Genomic DNA, 18,870 nt, shown 5'->3' with positions numbered 1-18,870 from the left:
GCGCGGGCAACGCACCCGCGTCGGGTTCACGCGCCCGCAATCGTGTCAGCAAATCGGCGCGTTTACTCAAGTGCGCAAGTATAGCCGATGACCCCTCGATCCTTATTGCAGGATGATCCGGATCATCGCATCGGCATGGTCGCCGGGCGCTTTGACGAAACCGGTCTTCGCGTAGCGTTGCCAGCGTCCGAGCACGAAGGTCGTCGCGAGGTTCGCGCGCAGCGGCGCGTCGTAGTCGGACGGCAGCGTCGGATCGTTCGCGCTGACCGCGAGCTTCAGGCATTGGCGGATCGATGCCTCGATCCGGTCGATCGTCTGGTTGATCCGCTCGTTGAGACGCTCGTGCTCGCCGACGAGCGCCTCGCCGGTCAGCACGCGCGTCATGCCCGGGTTCTTTTCGGCAAAGCCGAGCAGCATCGTCACGATCGCGCGGACCTGGAGCACGCCGTTCTCTTCGCGGCTCGTGATCTGGTTGATGAGACCGAAGACGGTCTGCTCGATGAACTCGATGAGCCCCTCGAACATCTGCGCCTTGCTCGCGAAATGGCGATAGAGCGCGGCTTCGGACACCACGAGCCGCGCGGCAAGCGCGGCGGTCGTGATCTTTTCGCTCTTCGGCGATTCGAGCATCGCGGCCAGCGTCTGAAGGATCAGCACGCGCCGCTCGCCGGGCTTCAGACGCGGCGCGCGACCGCTCGCGGCCGGCCCCGTTTCGCCTGGATCGGATGGGCCATCCCTGTTTGCCGCAGCGTCTTGTGAAAGTGTGTGCTGCATCGTGGTCGCCTCGTGTCGAGCCAGAACCTGCGCGGCGGCCCACCCCGGACCCCGCCCGCCATCAACGTCAGAGCGATTTTATCGAACGAATCCGCCGGTCGATATAATGCGGCCGCCCGCTCTCGCCCCGTCGCTGCGCGTGGCCACCCGTCACGTCCGCCGGCTGGCCGCCTTGCGGAGTCGGCACGGAGCGCAGATGTCCGACCATCCAGACCGTCTTGAGACCGGTGCGCTTGTAGTGCTTGAGATGGGAGCGCGTGTCCTCGACGAGCACCGTCTCGCGGTGCGTGGCCTGCAACTGCCGAAGTGTCCGCCGCAGCATGCCACGGTCGGGCTTGGACCGCCAGCCGCGGCGATCACGCATATGCTCGACCGCAACCACGCGCTCGAAAACGTCATGGATGCCGATGATGTCGAGCACGGCCCGCGCGTAATCCTCGGGCGCGTTGGTAAACAAGATCTTGCGGCCCGGCAAGCGCAGCAAGGCCTGACGCACGCCGCGTTCGAAGCGGACGAGCTGGTCGAGCGCGTCGAACCGGTGGACTTCTTCAAGAAACGCTGCGGCGTCGATGTCGTGCCGACGCATGAGACCGATGAGCACCGCGCCGTATCGCCGCGTGTAGGCGCTGCGCAACGCATCGGCCTCGGCGCGCGCGAGATTCAGCTCGCGCTCGATGAAATCCGTCATCGCCACGTTCATGCGCGGAAAGATCGCATGCGACGCGTGATGCAGCGTGTTGTCGAGATCGAACAGCCAGACCGGCTGTCCGGGCCGGCGCCGCACACGCGCCAGCGGGGTGCGGCGTCGCGCGGCGGCCTCGGCCGCGCGCGGGGTCGGCGTGCGGCGCGCGTCGGCGCCGCGAGGGGGAACTGCGCTCACCGGGAAGGGATCCGCGCTCAATGCGAGCGGATCATCGTTCCGAACGGCTGCTCGGTCAGGATTTCAAGCAGCACCGAGTGCTCGATCCGGCCATCGACGATATGCACCGAGCGCACGCCGCTCTTCGCCGCGTCGAGCGCCGACGAAATCTTCGGCAACATGCCGCCCGAGATCGTGCCGTCGGCAAACAGCGCGTCGATCTCGCGAGCCGACAGGTCCGTCAGCAGGTTGCCCGACTTGTCCATGACGCCCGGAATATTCGTCATCATGAGCAGCTTTTCGGCGTTGAGCACGACGGCAAGCTTGCCCGCGACGAGATCGGCGTTGATGTTGTACGACTGGCCTTCGCTGTCGAAACCGATCGGCGAAATGACCGGGATGAACGCATCGTCCTGCAGCGCCTTGACGACCGCCGGGTTGATCGCCTCGACTTCGCCGACGAGACCGATATCGAGAAACTCGCCCGGCTTCTCGCGGTCCGGCATCATGAGCTTGCGCGCGTGAATCAGGCCGCCGTCCTTGCCGGTCAGGCCCACGGCCTGGCCGCCGTAATGGTTGATCAGCATCACGATGTCCTGCTGGACTTCGCCGCCGAGCACCCATTCGACGACTTCCATCGTCTCTTCGTCGGTCACGCGCATTCCCTGGACGAACACGCCTTCCTTGCCGACCTTGCGCAGCGCCTGGTCGATCTGCGGGCCGCCGCCGTGCACGATCACGGGATTGATGCCGACGAGCTTGAGCAGAATGACGTCGCGCGCGAAGCCTTGCTTGAGCCGTTCCTCGGTCATGGCGTTGCCGCCGTATTTGATCACGATGGTCTTGCCGTGGTACTGCCGGATATAGGGCAGCGCCTCGGCCAGGATTTCGGCTTTCAGAACGGGCGCGATTTGCGACAGATCGGGCAAGGCGGACATGGCGGCAGGCGTGAGGACGGGTTCAAAATGCGCGAATTGTACAGGACGCACGTGACGGCTGGACGGGCAGCGCATCGATGTTGCATGGCGTGCCGGATGCACGGCGATTTGCGCGATTCGTGCCGATTCGACCGGTCGGCGCGACATATTGTCGCAGGCCGCCGGCAAGACGGGCTTTTTGCGCTTCAACCGGTACACTTTACAAATGAACCGTTTCAGCAACAGTCCGCGCGTCAATCTGAGCCAACTGTTCTGGTTGCGGTGCCTCGCGATCATGGGCCAGCTGCTCACGATCACGATTGCCCAGACGCTGCTCGGCGTGCATCTGCCGATTGCCGCGATGCTGTTTGTGATTGCGCTCGAGGCGCTATTCAACGCGGCGACGTTCTGGCGCGCGAACGAGGCCCGGACCGAGACCGAGCGCGAGCTCTTTGGCCAACTTTTCGTCGATCTCGGCACGCTCTCCGCCTTGCTCTTCCTGTCGGGCGGGACGACGAATCCGTTCGTGTCGCTCTATCTGCCGGGACTCGCGATCGCGGCGGCCGTGCTGCCGTGGACGCTCGCGCTGATCCTCGCGGCGTTCTCGCTCTGTTGTTACGGGCTGCTTGCCGTCGAATCGATCCCGCTCAATATCGATGAACCGTCGAACCTGTTCGATTATTACCGCACGGGCGCGTGGATCAATTTCGTCGTCAGCGTCGGGCTGATCGCGTGGTTCGTGGCGCGGATGTCGCGGACGCTGCGCGCGCGCGACGCCGCGCTCGCGAGCGCGCAGCAGCAGCTCTTGCGCGACGAGCGGGTCGTCGCGCTCGGCGCGCAGGCCGCGACGGTCGCGCACGAAATGGGCACGCCGCTGTCGACGATCTCGATGCTCGCCGAGGAATTGCGGCTCGCGGCCGAGACGGACGGCGATCTCGGCGCCTATCGCGCCGACCTTCAGACGCTCGAACAACAGATCGCGTTGTGCCGCTCGGCGCTTGCGCGGCTCCAGTCGCGCGCCGCTTCGCCTGACAGGCAGGAGATCGGGCGCTGGCTCGACGTGTTCGCGCGTCAGTGGCGGCTGCGTCACCCGCACGTCCGCTTCGAGTGGCGCACGGCGCCGGCGCTCGAATCGATCTATGTCGAGGACGCCGTCGCCGTCGGCCAGACGCTGACGATCCTGCTCGACAACGCCGCGCGCGTGAGCCGCGACTACGTGACGCTGACGGTCGACGCGGTCGATGCGTCGCTGTTGCTGACCGTCGAGGACCGCGGGCCCGGCATTGCGCCGCCCTTGCGCGCGCAGCTCGGCAAAGCGCCCGTGACGAGCGATCAAGGCGGACACGGTGTCGGCTTGTATCTCGCGTCGGTCACGGCGGCACGACTGAGCGGACGCATCGAGATCAGCCAGGCGGATCCGCACGGCACGCGGGCGACGCTGACGCTGCCCGCGCGCGCGCTGGAGCGCGCCGAGCGCGCGAACTCGGGCGATGCCCTCGCCCGGCGCTGAACGGTCACGCTCTCGCAAGCACGGAGCATTCGATGACGTCCGATTCATCGCAGGGATACGGTCCGGCGCGGTTCGCGGGCTCGGGCGCGCCGAGCTCAGGCCGCTGCGGCGTGCGTACCGGCCGCGATACACTGGACCGAGCACGGCACCGCGCATTGGACCGAGCCTCGGACGCACACATCGCATGCGCGGGCATGCCGCACGACGCGAAAACGCAGGTTTGTATCGGAGCCTCGACTCCGATCTGGATGCAGCACTATGAATGGCGTGACATGAATAACGCGAATTTCCTTGTTATCGACGACGACACGGTGTTTGTCGGCGTACTCGCACGGGGCCTCGCTCGCCGCGGCTATGTCGTCCATGAGGCGCATGACGCAGCGAGCGCGTTGCGGCTCGTGAGCGCGATGCCGTTCGGGCAGGTGACCGTCGACCTGAATCTGGGCGCCGACTCCGGGCTCGCGCTGATCGGCACGATTCGAAATGCGCAGCCTCGCGCGCGCATTCTCGTGCTGACGGGCTTCGCGAGCATCGCGACGGCGGTCCAGGCCGTCAAGGATGGCGCGGACAACTATCTCGCCAAACCCGCGAACGTCGAAATGATCCTCGACGCGCTCCACGAGAACGCGAGCGTCGTGCGGGCCGAGGAGGAACTCGAGAAGGCCGCGCCGCTTTCGGTCCAGCGGCTTGAATGGGAACACATCCAGCGCGTGCTCGCCGATCACGACGGCAATGTCTCGGCGACGGCGCGCGCGCTGAACATGCATCGCCGGACGCTGCAGCGCAAGCTGTCGAAGCGACCGGTCAAGCAATAGCAAAACGAGGCCGGCGACACGATGGACGGCCGCCTGCGTCGGATCCAAGTCCGACGCAGGCCCAACCGCGGATCGTGCCGCCGGCCTCGCCGACGCATGTCGAAACCCGGCCGGAGCCGGGTTTCGTCGTCCATCAGAGCACGTAGCGCGAGAGGTCCTCGTTTTCGGCGACTTCGCCGAGCGCATCGTTGACGTACTGCGCGTCGACGTGAACCGTTCGCCCCGTGTGGTTCCCGGCCTCGAACGAGACTTCCTCGAGCAGCTTCTCGATCACCGTATACAGACGGCGGGCGCCGATGTTTTCGGTCTTCTCGTTGACCGAGTACGCAATCTCCGCGAGACGCCGGATGCCGTCGGGCGCGAATTCGAGCGCGACGTCGTCGGTCGCGAGCAACGCCTGATATTGCTTGACGAGGCTCGCATCCGTTTGCACGAGGATCGACTCGAAGTCCTCGACCGACAGCGAATCAAGTTCGACGCGAATCGGAAAGCGGCCCTGCAGCTCGGGAATCAGATCGCTCGGCTTCGCGAGATGAAACGCGCCGCTTGCGATGAACAGGATGTGATCCGTCTTGATCATCCCGTATTTCGTATTGATCGTGGTCCCTTCGACGAGCGGCAGCAAATCGCGCTGCACGCCCGCGCGCGACACTTCGGCGCCGCCGACCTCGCTGCGCGACGCGATTTTGTCGATCTCGTCGAGAAACACGATGCCGTTCTGCTCGACGTTCTGGATGGCCTTCGTCTTGACCTCCTCGTCGTTGAGCATCTTCGCGGCTTCCTCGTCGATCAGCAGCTTCATCGCTTCCTTGACGCGCACCTTGCGCCGCTGCTTCTTGCCGCCGCCCATATTGGCGAACATGCCGCGGATCTGCTCGGTCATTTCCTCCATGCCCGGCGGACCCATGATGTCCATGCCGGGTTGCGGCGCCTCGATATCGAGTTCGACTTCCTTGTCGTCGAGCAGGCCTTCGCGCAGACGCTTGCGAAACGTCTGACGCGTCGGGTTGTCGTCTTCCTCGGCCGGCAACGAGCCAAAACCGCCCGGCGCGCGCGTCGGCGGAATCAGGATATCGAGCACGCGGTCCTCGGCGCGATCCTCGGCTTTCGTGCGGACCTTGCGCATCTCGGTCTCGCGCGTCTGCTTGATCGCGATTTCGGCGAGATCGCGCACGATGCTGTCGACATCGCGGCCGACATAGCCGACTTCGGTGAACTTCGTCGCCTCGATCTTGATGAACGGTGCATCGGCGAGCTTCGCGAGACGGCGTGCGATCTCGGTCTTGCCGACGCCGGTCGGCCCGATCATCAGAATGTTCTTCGGCGTGATTTCCTGCCGCAGCGGATCGGCGACCTGCTGGCGACGCCAACGGTTGCGCAACGCGACGGCCACGGCGCGTTTGGCCTTGCCTTGGCCGATGATGTGTTTGTCCAGCTCCGAGACGATCTCGGCGGGCGTCATATTGCTCATGGGGTGTCCTTACTCGAGCGTTTCGATGACGAGGTTGTGATTCGTATAGATACAGAGATCGCCGGCGATCTTGAGCGACTTCTCGACGACGTCGCGCGCGCTGAGCTCCGTATACTCGACAAGGGCGATCGCGGCGGACTGCGCATAGTTGCCGCCCGAGCCGATCGCGCAGACGCCGCCTTCGGGGTCGAGCACGTCGCCGTTGCCCGTGAGCACGAGCGTCGTCTCGGCATCGGCGACGATCATCATCGCCTCGAGCCTGCGCAGCATACGATCGGTCCGCCAGTCCTTCGCGAGTTCGACGGCGGCGCGCGTCAGATTGCCCTGGTGCTTCTCGAGCTTGCCCTCGAACCGGTCGAGCAGCGAGAACGCATCGGCGGTGGCGCCCGCGAATCCGACGAGCACCTTGCCATTGAAGATCCGGCGGACTTTGCGCGCCGAACCCTTCATGACGACATTGCCAAGCGTCACCTGGCCGTCCCCGCCGAGCGCAACCTGCTTGCCGCGCCGGACCGAGACGATCGTCGTGCCGTGATATTGCTCCATGAGCGTTCCTTGGTTGAAATCTTCGAATCCATGCCGCTTGGACGGCAACATGGGTCGGTACGTTAGGGCGTACTTCGATTTATCAAGAGGCGCCTCGCGCGTTATGCGGGCCTAGACGATCAATATATGTTTGTCTCGAATAAACAAATTCCCGCTACGGGAAAGCCCGCGTTGCGTATTCGTGATGTCTCTGTAATGCAACATTCACAAAAATATCGTTTCAATCTGATAAAGAAAATTTAATGGGGCGCGATCATAGCAAACCCTTATCCGCAAAGGCTTCTTGGCTAAAACATTCTTCATTAAATCAAATTACGTAAAAGACTGTTACGTCTGATGGAACTATGCGATCGTGAGCGAGCTTCCCTACACTCGGCTCCGATCTCGGGTCTTTCGAACCCCGAGCGCCCACTTACGGAGTTGTACAGATGAAGAAGACTCTCCTTGCTCTCGCAGCATCGAGCGCCCTCGTTTCGATGGCACATGCCCAAAGCTCGGTCACGCTGTACGGCTTGCTCGACGCCGGCATCGCCTACACGAACAACGCCGGTACGGCGGGCCATCTGATCCAAGCCGCCTACGGCGCAGCCAGCAGCAACCGCTGGGGCGTGCGCGGCACGGAAGATCTCGGCGGCGGTCTGAGCGCGATCTTCGTGTTGGAAAGCGGCTTCAACATCCAGAACGGCACGAGCAGCCAGGATAGCCGCCTGTTCGGCCGTCAAGCGTTCGTGGGTCTGTCGAGCACGCAATACGGTACGATCACTCTCGGCCGTCAGTACGACTCGGTCGTCGACTTCGTCGCGCCGCTGTCGGCAACGGGTTCGTGGGGCGGTACGTGGTTCCAGCACGTCTTCGATAACGACAACCTGAACAACTCGTTCCGCGTCGACAACGCCGTCAAGTACACCTCGCCGCTGATCAATGGCTTCAAGGCCGGCGCGGTCTACGCGTTCTCGAACAGCACGGACTTCACGGAAAACCGTCTGTACAGCTTCGGTGCGAGCTACAACTGGGGTCCGTTGAAGGCCGCCGCGGCTTACCTGCAAGTTCAAGGCTCGGGCAACACGGGCGCGCAGAACGCGGGCTCGACGGCCGGCGCGGTCGACCAGAAGGAATCGAGCTCGGTCGGCAAGGACACGACGCTGTTCGGCACGAACGGCTTCCAGATCGCTGCGCAAACCCAGCGGATCTTCGGCGGCGGCGTGAACTACGCGGTCGGACCGGCACTCGTCGCCTTCGTCTACACGCAATCGCAGTACTACGGCACGCTGGCGGGCTCGTACAAGTTCAACAACTACGAAGCCAACGGCAAGTACAACCTGACGCCCGCACTGAGCATCGGCGGCGCGTTCACGTACACCGACGGTTCGATCAGCGCGTTCGGCCCGGGCGCTTCGGGTGAAACCGATCCGAAGTGGACGTCGGCTGACCTCCAGATCGATTACGCACTGTCCAAGCGGACCGACGTCTACGTCGAAGGCCTGTATCAGCACGCCATCGGCCAAGATAACCACGCGTACATCTCGTACTCGGGCGGCACGTCGTCGACGGCCAATCAAGTCGTCGTCACGACGGGCATCCGTACGCGCTTCTAAGCGACGGCTGTACCGCAAGACACAAAACCCGCCGGGGCAACGGCGGGTTTTTTTATGCGCGCTCGACAGGCCGCGACATGACGTCTTGGCTCTTGGCTCTTGGCTCTTGGCTCTTGGCTCTCGGCTCTCGGCTCTCGGCTCTCGGCTCTCGGCTCTCGGCGTCGGCGTCGGCACACCGATGCGATGCATCGGCGAAAAAAAACCGACTGGACGGACAGTCGGTTTTTTTCAAGGACGGACAGCCACCCACGGCGCGCTGCGCCGAGTCGCGGCAGGCCCGGCAGGCGATCAGTCGCCGAACAGCTTCTGGCGAAGTTCGCGACGTTCCTGTGCTTCGAGCGAGAGCGTCGCGGTCGGGCGCGCGAGCATGCGCGGCACACCGATCGGCTCGCCGGTCTCCTCGCACCAACCGTATTCACCCGATTCGATCCGCGCGAGCGATTGCTGCACCTTCTTGAGCAGCTTGCGCTCACGATCGCGCGTGCGCAGTTCGAGCGCATGCTCTTCCTCGATCGTCGCACGGTCGGCCGGGTCGGGCACGATCACGGTTTCACGGAGGTTTTCGGTCGTCTGCCCCGCGTTGCGAAGGATCTCCGCCTGAAGCTGTTCGAGCCGGTTTTTGAAGAACGCGAGCTGATCTTCATTCATGTAATCCTTCTCGCTCATCTTCAGGATTTCGGCTTCCGTCAAGAGTCGTTTCGTCATCTTGCTTGCTATCTTCCGTGCGAGTATCAACCCGCTTTGCAATGTCCGTCGCGGAGTGGCGACTCCGCCGCAAGCCCGATATTCCGGGCCTCGACGCGCCACGCCGGCACGGGGCCGAACTCCGTGGTATCTCCAGTGGGGTCGTATTGTAACTGAATCAGATTGGCCCAAACCAACGCGAAGCCACCGGAAATAATCCCCGCCTGCACGCTCCGATTATCACGCGAGACACGCGGTCAAACCATCGATAATCAGGTCCTGCGGCAAATCCACGCCAATAAAAACCATTTTGCTGTTCTTCTTGTCGGCCGGCATCCAGCGCGACGCCAGATCGCTCCCCATCATCTGATGCACGCCTTGGAACACCACGCGGCGGTCGATGCCTTTCATATATAGCACGCCCTTATATCGGAGCAGCCGCTCACCATAAATCTGCAACACCCCGCCGAGAAAATCCTCGAGCTTTTTGGCGTCGAACGGACGGTCGCTCCGGAAGACGAACGACTTGATCCGGTCGTCATGATGCGCGTGGTGATGGTGCGCATGATCGTGACCCTCGTGCGCGCACTGGCCATGATCGTGATCGCAGTCGGCATGATCGTGATCATGCGCGTGGTCATGGTCATGATCGTGCGCGTCTTCGGCGAGGAAGTCGGGATCGATCTCGAGCTTCGCGTTGAGGTTGAAGCCCTTGAGATCGAAGATCTGCTTGATGTCGGCTTCGCCGAAGTTGACCGTGCTGATCGGCGCGCGCGGGTTCATATGCAGCAGGCGATGGCGCAGCCCTTCGAGCGCGCCGCCGTCGACGAGATCGGACTTCGTGACGAACAGGCGATCGGCGAACCCGACCTGGCGCTGAACGACCTCATGTTCGTCGAGCTGCTGGTTCGCATGTTTCGCGTCGACGAGCGTGATCACCGCGTCGAGCAGGAAATCGGACGCCACTTGATCGTCGATGAAGAACGTTTGCGCCACCGGGCCGGGATTCGCGAGACCCGTGGTCTCGATGACCACGCGATCGAAATCGAGCTTGCCCTGCGTGCGCTGGGCGGCGAGATCGCCGAGCGCGCGGACCAGGTCGCCCCGGATCGTGCAACAGATGCAGCCATTGCTCATCTGGACGATCTGTTCGTTGCTGTCCTGCACGAGAATTTCGTTGTCGATGTTCTCCGCGCCGAACTCGTTCTCGATGACCGCGATCTTGAGACCGTGCTGCTCGCCGAGAATCCGCTTGAGCAGCGTGGTTTTGCCGCTGCCGAGAAATCCGGTCAGGATCGTGACCGGGATCATGCTGTTAGCCGTGCTCGCCATAACTTGTCTCGTCGATGCGCCGCGGTGTCCAGACGGACCGCCGCAGCGTGATGGTCGGTCGCCGTCCCGGGGTACCGGGCCGGCGTAATAACATTACATTGAAGCACATGCGTCAAGATCCTCGCAATCGACGCGCGGCGCGCACGGCTTCGCCGGCCGTCCGGCCGGATCCCCTAGATGCGTTGCAACCAGAGTCCTTTCAAGTACTCGCCTTCAGGAAAACTCGCGAGCATCGGGTGATCGACGCCCGCACCGAGCCGACCGAGGATCCGCACGTCGACGCCCGCATCGGCGGCCGCGCCCGCGACGATCTTCTGGAACAGCAGCGCATCAATCGCGCCTGAACACGAATACGTCGCAAGCAGGCCCCCCGGGCGCAACAATCTGAAGCCCGACAGGTTGATGTCCTTGTATGCGCGCGCGGCGCGCTCGATATGGTGCTGCGACGGCGCGAACTTCGGCGGGTCGAGCACGACGAGATCGAAGCGCGCGCCGCCGTCATGGAGCGAGCGCAAGGTCCGGAATGCGTCGGCATCGAGCCATTCGGCGCGCGCGGGGTCGAACGCATTCGCTTCGACATTCGCGCGCGCCGTCGCGAGCGCGTCGCCCGACGAGTCGATCGATACGACGCGCGTCGCGCCGCCCTTGAGCGCCGCGAGCGAGAAGCCGCCCGTGTAGCAGAAGCAGTTGAGCACCTCGCGGCCCGCCGCGTGACGCGCGATCAGCGCCCGGTTGTCGCGCTGATCGATATAGAACCCGGTCTTGTGGCCGTGCCGGACGTCGACGTGATACCGCACGCCGCCTTCGTCGACGATCAGCGTATCGGGCGGCGCGTCGCCCGCGAGCACGCCGGTCGTCTGCGCCAGCCCTTCCTTTTCGCGGATCGACACGTCCGAACGCTCATAGACGTGCGCGCAGCCCGTCGCGCCGACGAGCGCCGCGACGATCGCGTCCTTCCAGGCCTCGACGCCCGCGGCCATGAACTGGCAGACGAGCTGCTCGCGCGCCTGATCGGCGCTCCGGTAGTGATCGACGATCAGGCCGGGCAGGCCGTCGGCCTCCCCGAAGATCAGGCGAACCGCGCCGGTGCCGCTCACCATCGCCCGGCGGTGTTCGAGCGCGCGCTGGACACGCCGCTTGAAGAACGCATGATCGACGCTCTCGCGCTCGTCGAACGTCCACGCGCGCGCGCGGATCGACGACACGGGACTGAACGCGGCACGCGCCAGAAAGCGGCCGTCGTGCGCACGCACGATGACGGTCGCGCCGGCCGCCGGCTGGCCGTCGATGCGGTCGATCGCGTTCAGGTAAATCCACGGGTGCCGGCGCAGCAAGGATTTCTCCTTGCCCGGCTTCAGGGTCAGCGTATTCATATAGGAGACAGGACTTACGAGCGTTTCTTCGCGCGCGGATGCGCGGCGTCATAGACCTTCGCGAGATGCTGGAAATCGAGCGAGGTATAGACCTGCGTCGCCGCGATGCTCGCGTGACCGAGCATCTCCTGGACGGCGCGCAGATCGCCGCTCGACTGCAGCACGTGGGTCGCGAACGAGTGCCGGAGCACGTGCGGATGGACATTCGCGGGCACGCCCGCGCGCAAGGCGAGCCGCTTGACGCGATCCTGGATGACCGAACGCGAGAGCCGGTTGCCGCGCACCGACAGGAACAGCGGATGCGGATCGTGACGCACCCACTGGTCGCGCAAGGCGAGCCATGCGAGCAACGCCTCGCGCGCCTTGGCGCCGACGGGCACGATGCGCTGACGCTTGCCCTTGCCGGTCACGTGGACGTCGCCCGCATCGAGATCGATCCAGCCCAGCGAGCGGTATCCGTCGCGATCCGTGTATCGAACGTCGAGACCGACGAGTTCCGCGAGCCGCAGGCCCGACGAATAGAACAGTTCGAGCATCGCCTTGTCGCGCGCGCTTTCGACGGGATGGTCGGGATGGATCGGCGGCGCCTCCATGAGGCGCGCCGCGTCGTCGGCGGAGATCGCCTTCGGCAGCGTCTTGGCGCGTTTCGGCGCGCGCACCGTCGCGACGGGATTGGCGGGTAGTTCGTGGTGCAGCGCGACCCAGCGGTAGAAGCTGCGCCAGATCGAAAGCCGGTACGCGATCGTGCGCGGCGCGAGCCCGCTTGCATGCGCGCGCGCGGCAGCCCCGCGGATGTCGACCGCGCTCAGCGCCGTGAGCGGACGCGTCCCCGCCAGCGCGGCGAGCACGTCGAGCTCGCGCGTGTAGCCGCTCAAGGTGTAGCTCGATAGCTTGCGCTCGTTCGCGATCGACGAGAGATACCCCGCGATCAACGGATCGCGCTGCGCGGGACGATCCGCGTGGGGGCGGTCCGACTCGGGCGTCGCCGACGTCGGATCCCCCTCGGCATCCGGCGCCCCCCGATCCGATTGGCGTGGCTCGCGGGGGCCCCCGTTCATCGCGATCCCCGTTCAGTGCGCGAGCAGCCGGCTCAGCGCGGCGCTCGCGAGCGAACCGATCTGCGAGAGGAAATCGGTGCCCATGCCCTCATGGAAACGTCGCGGATCGTGCGAGCCGAGCACCAGCAGACCGAATGCGTTCGCGCTTTCCTCGCGCTGCGGATCGCGCAAGGCGACGAGCGCGATCGACGCGGTCGATCCGTCGGTCGCGGCCGAACCGGCTCCGTCGCTGCCGTCGGCCGTCATCGCGCGCGCTTCCGCGTTCGCGCTCACGAGCCATTGCGCGGCCTCGAAGCCCGTGTTCGCGCCGCAATACGGCGTCGCGAGACTGTTCGCGAAAATCCGGACCTCCTCGCCGACATAGCGCGAGAAATCGGCCATCGAATACGTCTCCGCGACATCCCACAGACGCAGCGCCGCCTGCGGCACTTCGAAGATCTCGAGCAAGCCGCGCGTGACGGTCGCCGGCAGCGCATGCGGATCGCGCTCGGCGAGCACGCGCGACGTCCAGCGCGTGAAGCGCGCGGCGATGCTGTCGTTCTCGTGCCCGTAGCGCAGCAGCTCGGCAAGCCGGCGTTCGATCTGCTTGTTCTTGTCGCGCAGCATGTCCATCTGGCGTTCCTGCAGCGAGACGGCGCGGTTTCCGTGCGGGCTCATGAGCTTGATGCTCGCGAGCAGCTCGGCATGGTGTTCGAAGAATTGCGGATTCGCGAGCAGGTATTCGGCGATTTCGCGTTCGTTAAGCGACATGGATGCGTCCGTAGTCAAACTTCGATGGAGCCTTCAAAAACCGTTTTCGCCGGCCCGGCCATATGCACCTCGGCGCCGGTCCATGCGATCGTCAGCACGCCGCCGTGCGTCTGGACGCGGACCGGCGAGTCGAGCAAGCCGCGCCGGATACCCGCGACGACGGCCGCGCACGCCCCCGTACCGCATGCGAGCGTCTCGCCCGCGCCGCGTTCATAGACACGCAGCCGGATCTCGTGCCGATCGACGATCTGCATGAAACCCGCGTTCACGCGCTGCGGAAACCGCGGATGCCGCTCGATCAGCGGACCGTCGATGCCGACCGGGGCCGTTTCGGTGTCGGCCACGACCTGGACCGCGTGCGGATTGCCCATCGAGACGACCGAAATCCACGTCGTCGCGCCGCCTACGTCGAGCGGCCACAGCGTGTCGTTCGCTTCGGCGCGCGGCGCGACGCCCGCAGCGTCGAACGGAATCTGCGCGGGCTCGAACTTCGGCGCGCCCATGTCGACTTCGACGTCTCCGTTATCGTGCATCGTCAGCGTCAGCACGCCGTGCCAGACCTGCACGCGGACCGTGCGCTGCGTCGTCAGCCCCTTGTCGAGCACGAATTTGACGAAGCACCGCGCGCCGTTGCCGCAATGTTCGACCTCGCCGCCGTCGTTGTTGAAGATCCGGTAGCGGAAGTCGACGCCGTCGATGGTCGGCCGTTCGACGACGAGCATCTGGTCGGCGCCCACGCCGAAATGACGATCGGCGACGCGGCGGATCTGATCCGAATCGAGCGTGAACGGGGTCGACGTCGCGTCGATCACGACGAAATCGTTGCCCGCGCCCTGCATTTTGGTGAAATTGAGCATCATGTCGCTATTGTAGGGCCTCCCGGGCCCGCGCTTCTCGAACCCGGTTTCTCGGATCCGGCTTCTCCCGTCTCACATCTCGCATCTCGAACCGGGCTTCTCGTACGTCGCGTCTCGCTTCTCATATCTCGCTTCTCGCACGTCGCGTCTCGTGACCGGCTTCGCGCATCCGAGCGCGCGCGCCGACACGCGTCGCCCCGGGCAATAGCGCGCGCGGGTCATGCGCGGATCAATAGAAGCCGGGTTCGCCGGGCGGGCGCGTCTTGAAGCGCTTGTGCACCCAGTAATACTGCTCGGGCATCGTGCGCACGAGGTCTTCGAGCACCGCGTTCATGCGCCGCGCATCGGCGACGTCGTCGCCGCTCGGATAGTCGGCCCACGGCTTGAAGACCTTGAGCCGGTAGCCCTTGTAGTGCGGCAGCACTTCGCCGACGAACACGATGATCTGCGCGGGCGCCGTCGCCGCGAGCCGCGCGGTCGACGTGAGCGTGCACGCCGGCACGCCGAAAAACGGCACGAACGCCGAATTGCGCAAACCGTAGTCCATATCGGCGCCGAGCATCACGGGCTGGCGGTTGCGCAACATCCGGATCACGGCGCGCGCGCTGTCGGATTTCGAGACCATCTCCGCATTGAACCGGCCGCGCGCCTCGCTTGCGATCCGATCGAGATCCCGATTCGAGAACGGCTGATAGAGCGACCCGCAGCGACGCTTGAGCGCGTGATTGATCGCGACGGACGCGGCCTCGATCGCGACGAAGTGATAGCCGAGCAGAATCGTCGGCGGAAGATCCGGATCCTCGAGATCGATCTCGCTGTCGACGACGACGAGCTTTTCGATCGTACGCGCCGAGCCGAACCATTGATAACTGCGCTCGACGTAGCTGCGCACGGCGTGACGGAAATGCCGGCCCGCGACGCGTTCGCGCTCGGCGTCGTCCCACTCCGGAAAACACAGGCGCAGGTTCGTATGCACGACGCGCTTGCGCGAACTCGGGATCTGATAAAGCAGCCAGCCCAGCCCATCGCCGAATCGGGCCACGAGCCCGTACGGGAGCAGCGCCAGAAATTTGAGCAGCCCGACCGCGAGATACGTGCCGATTTTGCCTAGCATGCGCCCTCCGCGTGCCGACGCCGCGCGCACCCGATGCAGGTCGCGCACCCCGGCCGTCGCGCGGCGGCGCGCAGGCCATGCGGCTGCGAACGAAACAATGTTGGGATCAGGGGCACGCGCGGGGCTCAAGCATAAAAAAACGAAGCCGCTATAATAAGGGCTTCGCCGAGTTAATGGACAACTTGCGGGGCGAGTGCCGGATATCCGATATCTGGCAAAAAATTCCGCTAAAGCGTCGCCGCTTCGGTCCGAAGTCGGCTACGTGGAAGCGCCAGTACTCGGGTTTTCCGGTTACGTACCGATTATTTAAGGAGCATGCGAAGTGGCGAACGACTATCTGTTCACGTCCGAATCCGTTTCCGAAGGGCACCCCGACAAGGTCGCCGATCAGATTTCCGACGCGATTCTTGATGCGATCCTCGCGCAAGACAAATATTCGCGCGTTGCGGCCGAAACGCTCTGCAACACGGGTCTTGTCGTTCTCGCCGGCGAAATCACGACGACGGCCAACGTCGATTACATCCAGGTCGCGCGCGACACGATCAAGCGCATCGGCTACGACAACACCGACTACGGCATCGACTACAAGGGCTGCGCGGTCCTCGTCGCCTACGACAAGCAATCGCCCGACATCGCCCAAGGCGTCGATCGCGCGCACGACAACAACCTCGATCAAGGCGCGGGCGACCAAGGCCTGATGTTCGGCTATGCGTGCGATGAAACGCCCGAACTCATGCCGCTGCCGATCTATCTGTCGCACCGCCTCGTCGAGCGCCAGGCCGATCTGCGCCGCGACGGCCGCCTGCCCTGGCTGCGCCCGGACGCGAAGTCGCAAGTCACGATCCGCTATGTCGACGGCAAGCCGCACAGCATCGACACCGTCGTGCTCTCGACGCAGCACGCGCCCGACATCGAACTCGCGCAACTGCGCGAAGCGGTCATCGAAGAAGTCATCAAGCCCGTGCTGCCGAAGGATCTGATCAAGGGCGACATCAAGTTCCTCGTGAACCCGACGGGCCGTTTCGTCATCGGCGGTCCGCAAGGCGACTGCGGTCTCACGGGCCGCAAGATCATCGTCGACACGTACGGCGGCGCCGCGCCCCATGGCGGCGGCGCGTTCTCGGGCAAGGATCCGTCGAAGGTCGATCGCTCGGCCGCCTACGCGGGCCGCTACGTCGCGAAGAACATCGTCGCGGCGGGGCTCGCCAAGCGCGCGCTGATCCAGGTCTCGTACGCGATCGGCGTCGCGCGTCCGACCTCGGTCATGGTCAACACGTTCGGCACGGGCCGCGTACCCGATGCGGTCATCAACGAACTCGTGCAGACGCATTTCGATCTGCGCCCGAAGGGCATCGTGCAGATGCTCGACCTGCTGCGTCCGATTTACGAGAAGACGGCGGCGTACGGCCACTTCGGCCGCGAAGAGCCGGAATTCACGTGGGAAGCGACCGACAAGGCCGCTGCGCTCGCCGAGGCCGCGAACATCGAGCCGACCGCCGTCGGCGCATGATCGCGCGCTAGATGCGCACGGGGGCGGGCGGTGTAGGCCGCGCCTCCGGTGCGCCCCTCGCGCCGGCTTCGAACCCTCGCGCGGTACACGCCGTACATGATGCGCGACTGACATCCCGATCCACGCCCGGCAGGCTTCGTCCTGTCGGGCGTTGTTGTTTGCGCGATCGTCAGGCTCGCTCGGACGGTCGGCCAATCCAGCGGTTGGCGATTGGCGGGGTCGGCAGCCGACGGATCCTAACGAAGGAACATCCGCACGACCGCGGAGACGCGCTTGCCATACGGCGGCCGCACGATCGCGCGCAAATTGAAGCGCGCTTGCGTCAGGACGGGCTTCATATGCGAGAACGTCCGGAACCCCTCGACGCCGTGATACGCGCCCATGCCGCTCGGTCCGATGCCGCCGAACGGCAGGTCATCGCATGCAACGTGCAGCAGCGTGTCGTTGATCGTGACGCCGCCCGAATGCGTGCGCGCGAGCGCGCGGTCGACGACCGCGTTGTTCGTCTCGAACAGATACATCGCGAGCGGACGCGGCCGCGCATTGATATAGGCAAGCGCATCGTCGAACCGGTCGTATTCGACGAGCGGCAGCAAGGGGCCAAAAATCTCCTCGCGCATGATCGCGGTGTCGTCGGGCGCGTCCGTGATGATCTGGGGCACCACGCGACGCACGGCGTCTCGTTCGCGCGCGGCGGCCGGCATCGCCCCGGACGCGGCTTGACGCAGATCCGCGAGCGCATGGAGCGTCGCACCGCGCGCGGCGGCCTCCTGCGTCAGCGCATCGAGCCGCTCGACGTGCCGCACCGAGATGATCGACGTGTAATCCGTATTGTTCGCGAAGTCCGGATAAAGCTTCGCGGTCAGCGCCCGCGCACGTTCGATGAAGGCCTGCGCGCGCCCGCGCGGCACGAGCACATAGTCGGGCGCGACGCACGTCTGGCCCGCATTGAACAGCTTGCTCGAAATCACGGCGTCGACGGCTTCGGCGAAGCGCGCGCCCGGCCCGATCAGCGCGGGCGACTTGCCGCCGAGTTCGAGCGTGACGGGCGTCAGGTGCTCGGCCGCCGCGCGCATCACATGGCGGCCGACGCCGGTCGACCCCGTGAACACGAGCCGATCGAACGGCAACGACGCAAACGCGCGCGCGACGTCGGCCTCGCCATTGACGACAGTCACATGGTCGGGCGCGAAGGTCTGCGCGATAATCCGCGCAAACAGCTCGCCGAAACGCGGCGTGAATTCCGACAGCTTGATCATCGCGCGGTTGCCCGCCGCGAGTGCGCCCGTCAACGGTCCCACGGCAAGGAACAGCGGGTAGTTCCACGGCACGATGATGCCCACGACGCCCAGCGGCTGCGGCACGAGTTTCGCGCTCGCGGGCGCGAGCAGCATGCCCGGCGAACGCCGCCGCGCGCGCATCCATCGGCGTCCGTGCCGCAGCGCGTGCTTGATGCCGAGATGCGAGCCGAGCACGTCCGCGATATCGGTTTCGTTTTCGGCACGGTTGCCGAAGTCCTCATGAATCGCCCCGGCGATGGCCTTGCGATGCGCGAGCATCATCGCGTCGAGCGCACGCAGATGCGCGGCGCGCTGCGCCCAGTTCGGCATCGGGTCTTCGTTAAACGCAAGGCGCTGCGCGTTCAGCAGCCTCTCCAGATCGAGCGTCGGATCGAAATCGTTTTTCATCGCGTGTCGTTGTCTTT

Annotated in this window: 17 protein-coding genes; 4 read left to right on the top strand and 13 right to left on the bottom strand. The window is 64.9% G+C overall.

What is annotated here, in order from left to right:
- Nucleotides 1-102: 102 nt before the first annotated feature.
- The 3 genes from slmA to argB form a co-directional block, all read right to left on the bottom strand.
- Entirely contained in the window at nucleotides 103-774 is a 672-nt protein-coding gene (gene slmA / locus D7S86_RS01100) for a nucleoid occlusion factor SlmA (RefSeq protein WP_121082326.1), read from the bottom strand.
- Nucleotides 775-841: 67 nt separating this feature from the next.
- Nucleotides 842-1,654: a pyrimidine 5'-nucleotidase gene (locus tag D7S86_RS01095; RefSeq protein ID WP_121084170.1), complete on the bottom strand. Its 813-nt coding sequence runs from the start codon at nucleotides 1,652-1,654 to the stop codon at nucleotides 842-844.
- Between the two features lie 17 nt (nucleotides 1,655-1,671).
- Nucleotides 1,672-2,571, bottom strand: coding sequence for an acetylglutamate kinase (gene argB / locus D7S86_RS01090; protein WP_121084168.1), 900 nt, complete (start codon nucleotides 2,569-2,571; stop codon nucleotides 1,672-1,674).
- Nucleotides 2,572-2,776: 205 nt separating this feature from the next.
- Here argB and D7S86_RS01085 point away from each other — a divergent pair, with 205 nt between their 5' ends.
- Both D7S86_RS01085 and D7S86_RS01080 read left to right on the top strand, forming a co-directional pair.
- Nucleotides 2,777-4,060 carry an ATP-binding protein gene (locus D7S86_RS01085; RefSeq protein ID WP_121084166.1) on the top strand — a complete coding sequence of 428 codons (1,284 nt, stop codon included), beginning with the start codon at nucleotides 2,777-2,779 and terminating at the stop codon, nucleotides 4,058-4,060.
- Nucleotides 4,061-4,332: 272 nt separating this feature from the next.
- Nucleotides 4,333-4,875: a response regulator transcription factor gene (locus D7S86_RS01080; protein ID WP_121084164.1), complete on the top strand. Its 543-nt coding sequence runs from the start codon at nucleotides 4,333-4,335 to the stop codon at nucleotides 4,873-4,875.
- A 133-nt stretch (nucleotides 4,876-5,008) separates the two neighbouring features.
- On the opposite strand, the gene hslU is transcribed toward D7S86_RS01080, so the two are convergent.
- Complete coding sequence (gene hslU / locus D7S86_RS01075; protein WP_121082323.1) at nucleotides 5,009-6,346, bottom strand: ATP-dependent protease ATPase subunit HslU; 1,338 nt, start codon at nucleotides 6,344-6,346, stop codon at nucleotides 5,009-5,011.
- 9 nt (nucleotides 6,347-6,355) lie between these two features.
- The gene (gene hslV / locus D7S86_RS01070; protein WP_121084162.1) at nucleotides 6,356-6,892 is read right to left on the bottom strand and encodes an ATP-dependent protease subunit HslV; all 537 of its coding nucleotides are present in this window, start codon (nucleotides 6,890-6,892) and stop codon (nucleotides 6,356-6,358) included.
- A gap of 428 nt (nucleotides 6,893-7,320) precedes the next feature.
- Between hslV and D7S86_RS01065 the strand changes: the two genes are divergently transcribed.
- Nucleotides 7,321-8,487, top strand: a complete 1,167-nt coding sequence (locus D7S86_RS01065; protein ID WP_121082320.1) for a porin — start codon at nucleotides 7,321-7,323, stop codon at nucleotides 8,485-8,487.
- Nucleotides 8,488-8,775: 288 nt separating this feature from the next.
- Here D7S86_RS01065 and dksA read toward each other — a convergent pair whose 3' ends face one another.
- The 7 genes from dksA to D7S86_RS01020 all read right to left on the bottom strand — a co-directional run bounded on the left by dksA (nucleotide 8,776) and on the right by D7S86_RS01020 (nucleotide 15,655).
- Nucleotides 8,776-9,192 (bottom strand): RNA polymerase-binding protein DksA, encoded by a 417-nt coding sequence (dksA, locus tag D7S86_RS01055; protein WP_121082315.1) that lies wholly within the window; start codon nucleotides 9,190-9,192, stop codon nucleotides 8,776-8,778.
- A 219-nt stretch (nucleotides 9,193-9,411) separates the two neighbouring features.
- The gene (locus tag D7S86_RS01045; protein ID WP_205962742.1) at nucleotides 9,412-10,482 is read right to left on the bottom strand and encodes a CobW family GTP-binding protein; all 1,071 of its coding nucleotides are present in this window, start codon (nucleotides 10,480-10,482) and stop codon (nucleotides 9,412-9,414) included.
- Between the two features lie 194 nt (nucleotides 10,483-10,676).
- Nucleotides 10,677-11,876 carry a class I SAM-dependent rRNA methyltransferase gene (locus tag D7S86_RS01040; RefSeq protein ID WP_121082306.1) on the bottom strand — a complete coding sequence of 400 codons (1,200 nt, stop codon included), beginning with the start codon at nucleotides 11,874-11,876 and terminating at the stop codon, nucleotides 10,677-10,679.
- Between the two features lie 14 nt (nucleotides 11,877-11,890).
- Nucleotides 11,891-12,934 carry a tyrosine recombinase XerC gene (locus tag D7S86_RS01035; protein ID WP_121082303.1) on the bottom strand — a complete coding sequence of 348 codons (1,044 nt, stop codon included), beginning with the start codon at nucleotides 12,932-12,934 and terminating at the stop codon, nucleotides 11,891-11,893.
- Nucleotides 12,935-12,946: 12 nt separating this feature from the next.
- Nucleotides 12,947-13,684, bottom strand: a complete 738-nt coding sequence (locus tag D7S86_RS01030; protein ID WP_121082300.1) for a DUF484 family protein — start codon at nucleotides 13,682-13,684, stop codon at nucleotides 12,947-12,949.
- A gap of 14 nt (nucleotides 13,685-13,698) precedes the next feature.
- Complete coding sequence (gene dapF / locus D7S86_RS01025) at nucleotides 13,699-14,544, bottom strand: diaminopimelate epimerase (RefSeq protein WP_121082297.1); 846 nt, start codon at nucleotides 14,542-14,544, stop codon at nucleotides 13,699-13,701.
- A gap of 226 nt (nucleotides 14,545-14,770) precedes the next feature.
- Entirely contained in the window at nucleotides 14,771-15,655 is an 885-nt protein-coding gene (locus D7S86_RS01020) for a lipid A biosynthesis lauroyl acyltransferase (RefSeq protein ID WP_121084161.1), read from the bottom strand.
- A gap of 322 nt (nucleotides 15,656-15,977) precedes the next feature.
- Here D7S86_RS01020 and metK point away from each other — a divergent pair, with 322 nt between their 5' ends.
- Complete coding sequence (metK, locus tag D7S86_RS01015; protein ID WP_121082294.1) at nucleotides 15,978-17,165, top strand: methionine adenosyltransferase; 1,188 nt, start codon at nucleotides 15,978-15,980, stop codon at nucleotides 17,163-17,165.
- 236 nt (nucleotides 17,166-17,401) lie between these two features.
- On the opposite strand, the gene D7S86_RS01010 is transcribed toward metK, so the two are convergent.
- Nucleotides 17,402-18,853, bottom strand: coding sequence for a coniferyl aldehyde dehydrogenase (locus D7S86_RS01010; protein ID WP_121082293.1), 1,452 nt, complete (start codon nucleotides 18,851-18,853; stop codon nucleotides 17,402-17,404).
- Between the last annotated feature and the right edge of the window lie 17 nt (nucleotides 18,854-18,870).

Origin of the sequence: Pararobbsia silviterrae, from assembly GCF_003628125.1 — a bacterium.
In the GTDB taxonomy this organism is placed as follows: Bacteria; Pseudomonadota; Gammaproteobacteria; order Burkholderiales; family Burkholderiaceae; genus Pararobbsia; species Pararobbsia silviterrae.
Note: the sequence above shows the minus strand (reverse complement) of the source record. Positions and strands in the feature narration are given on the sequence as shown.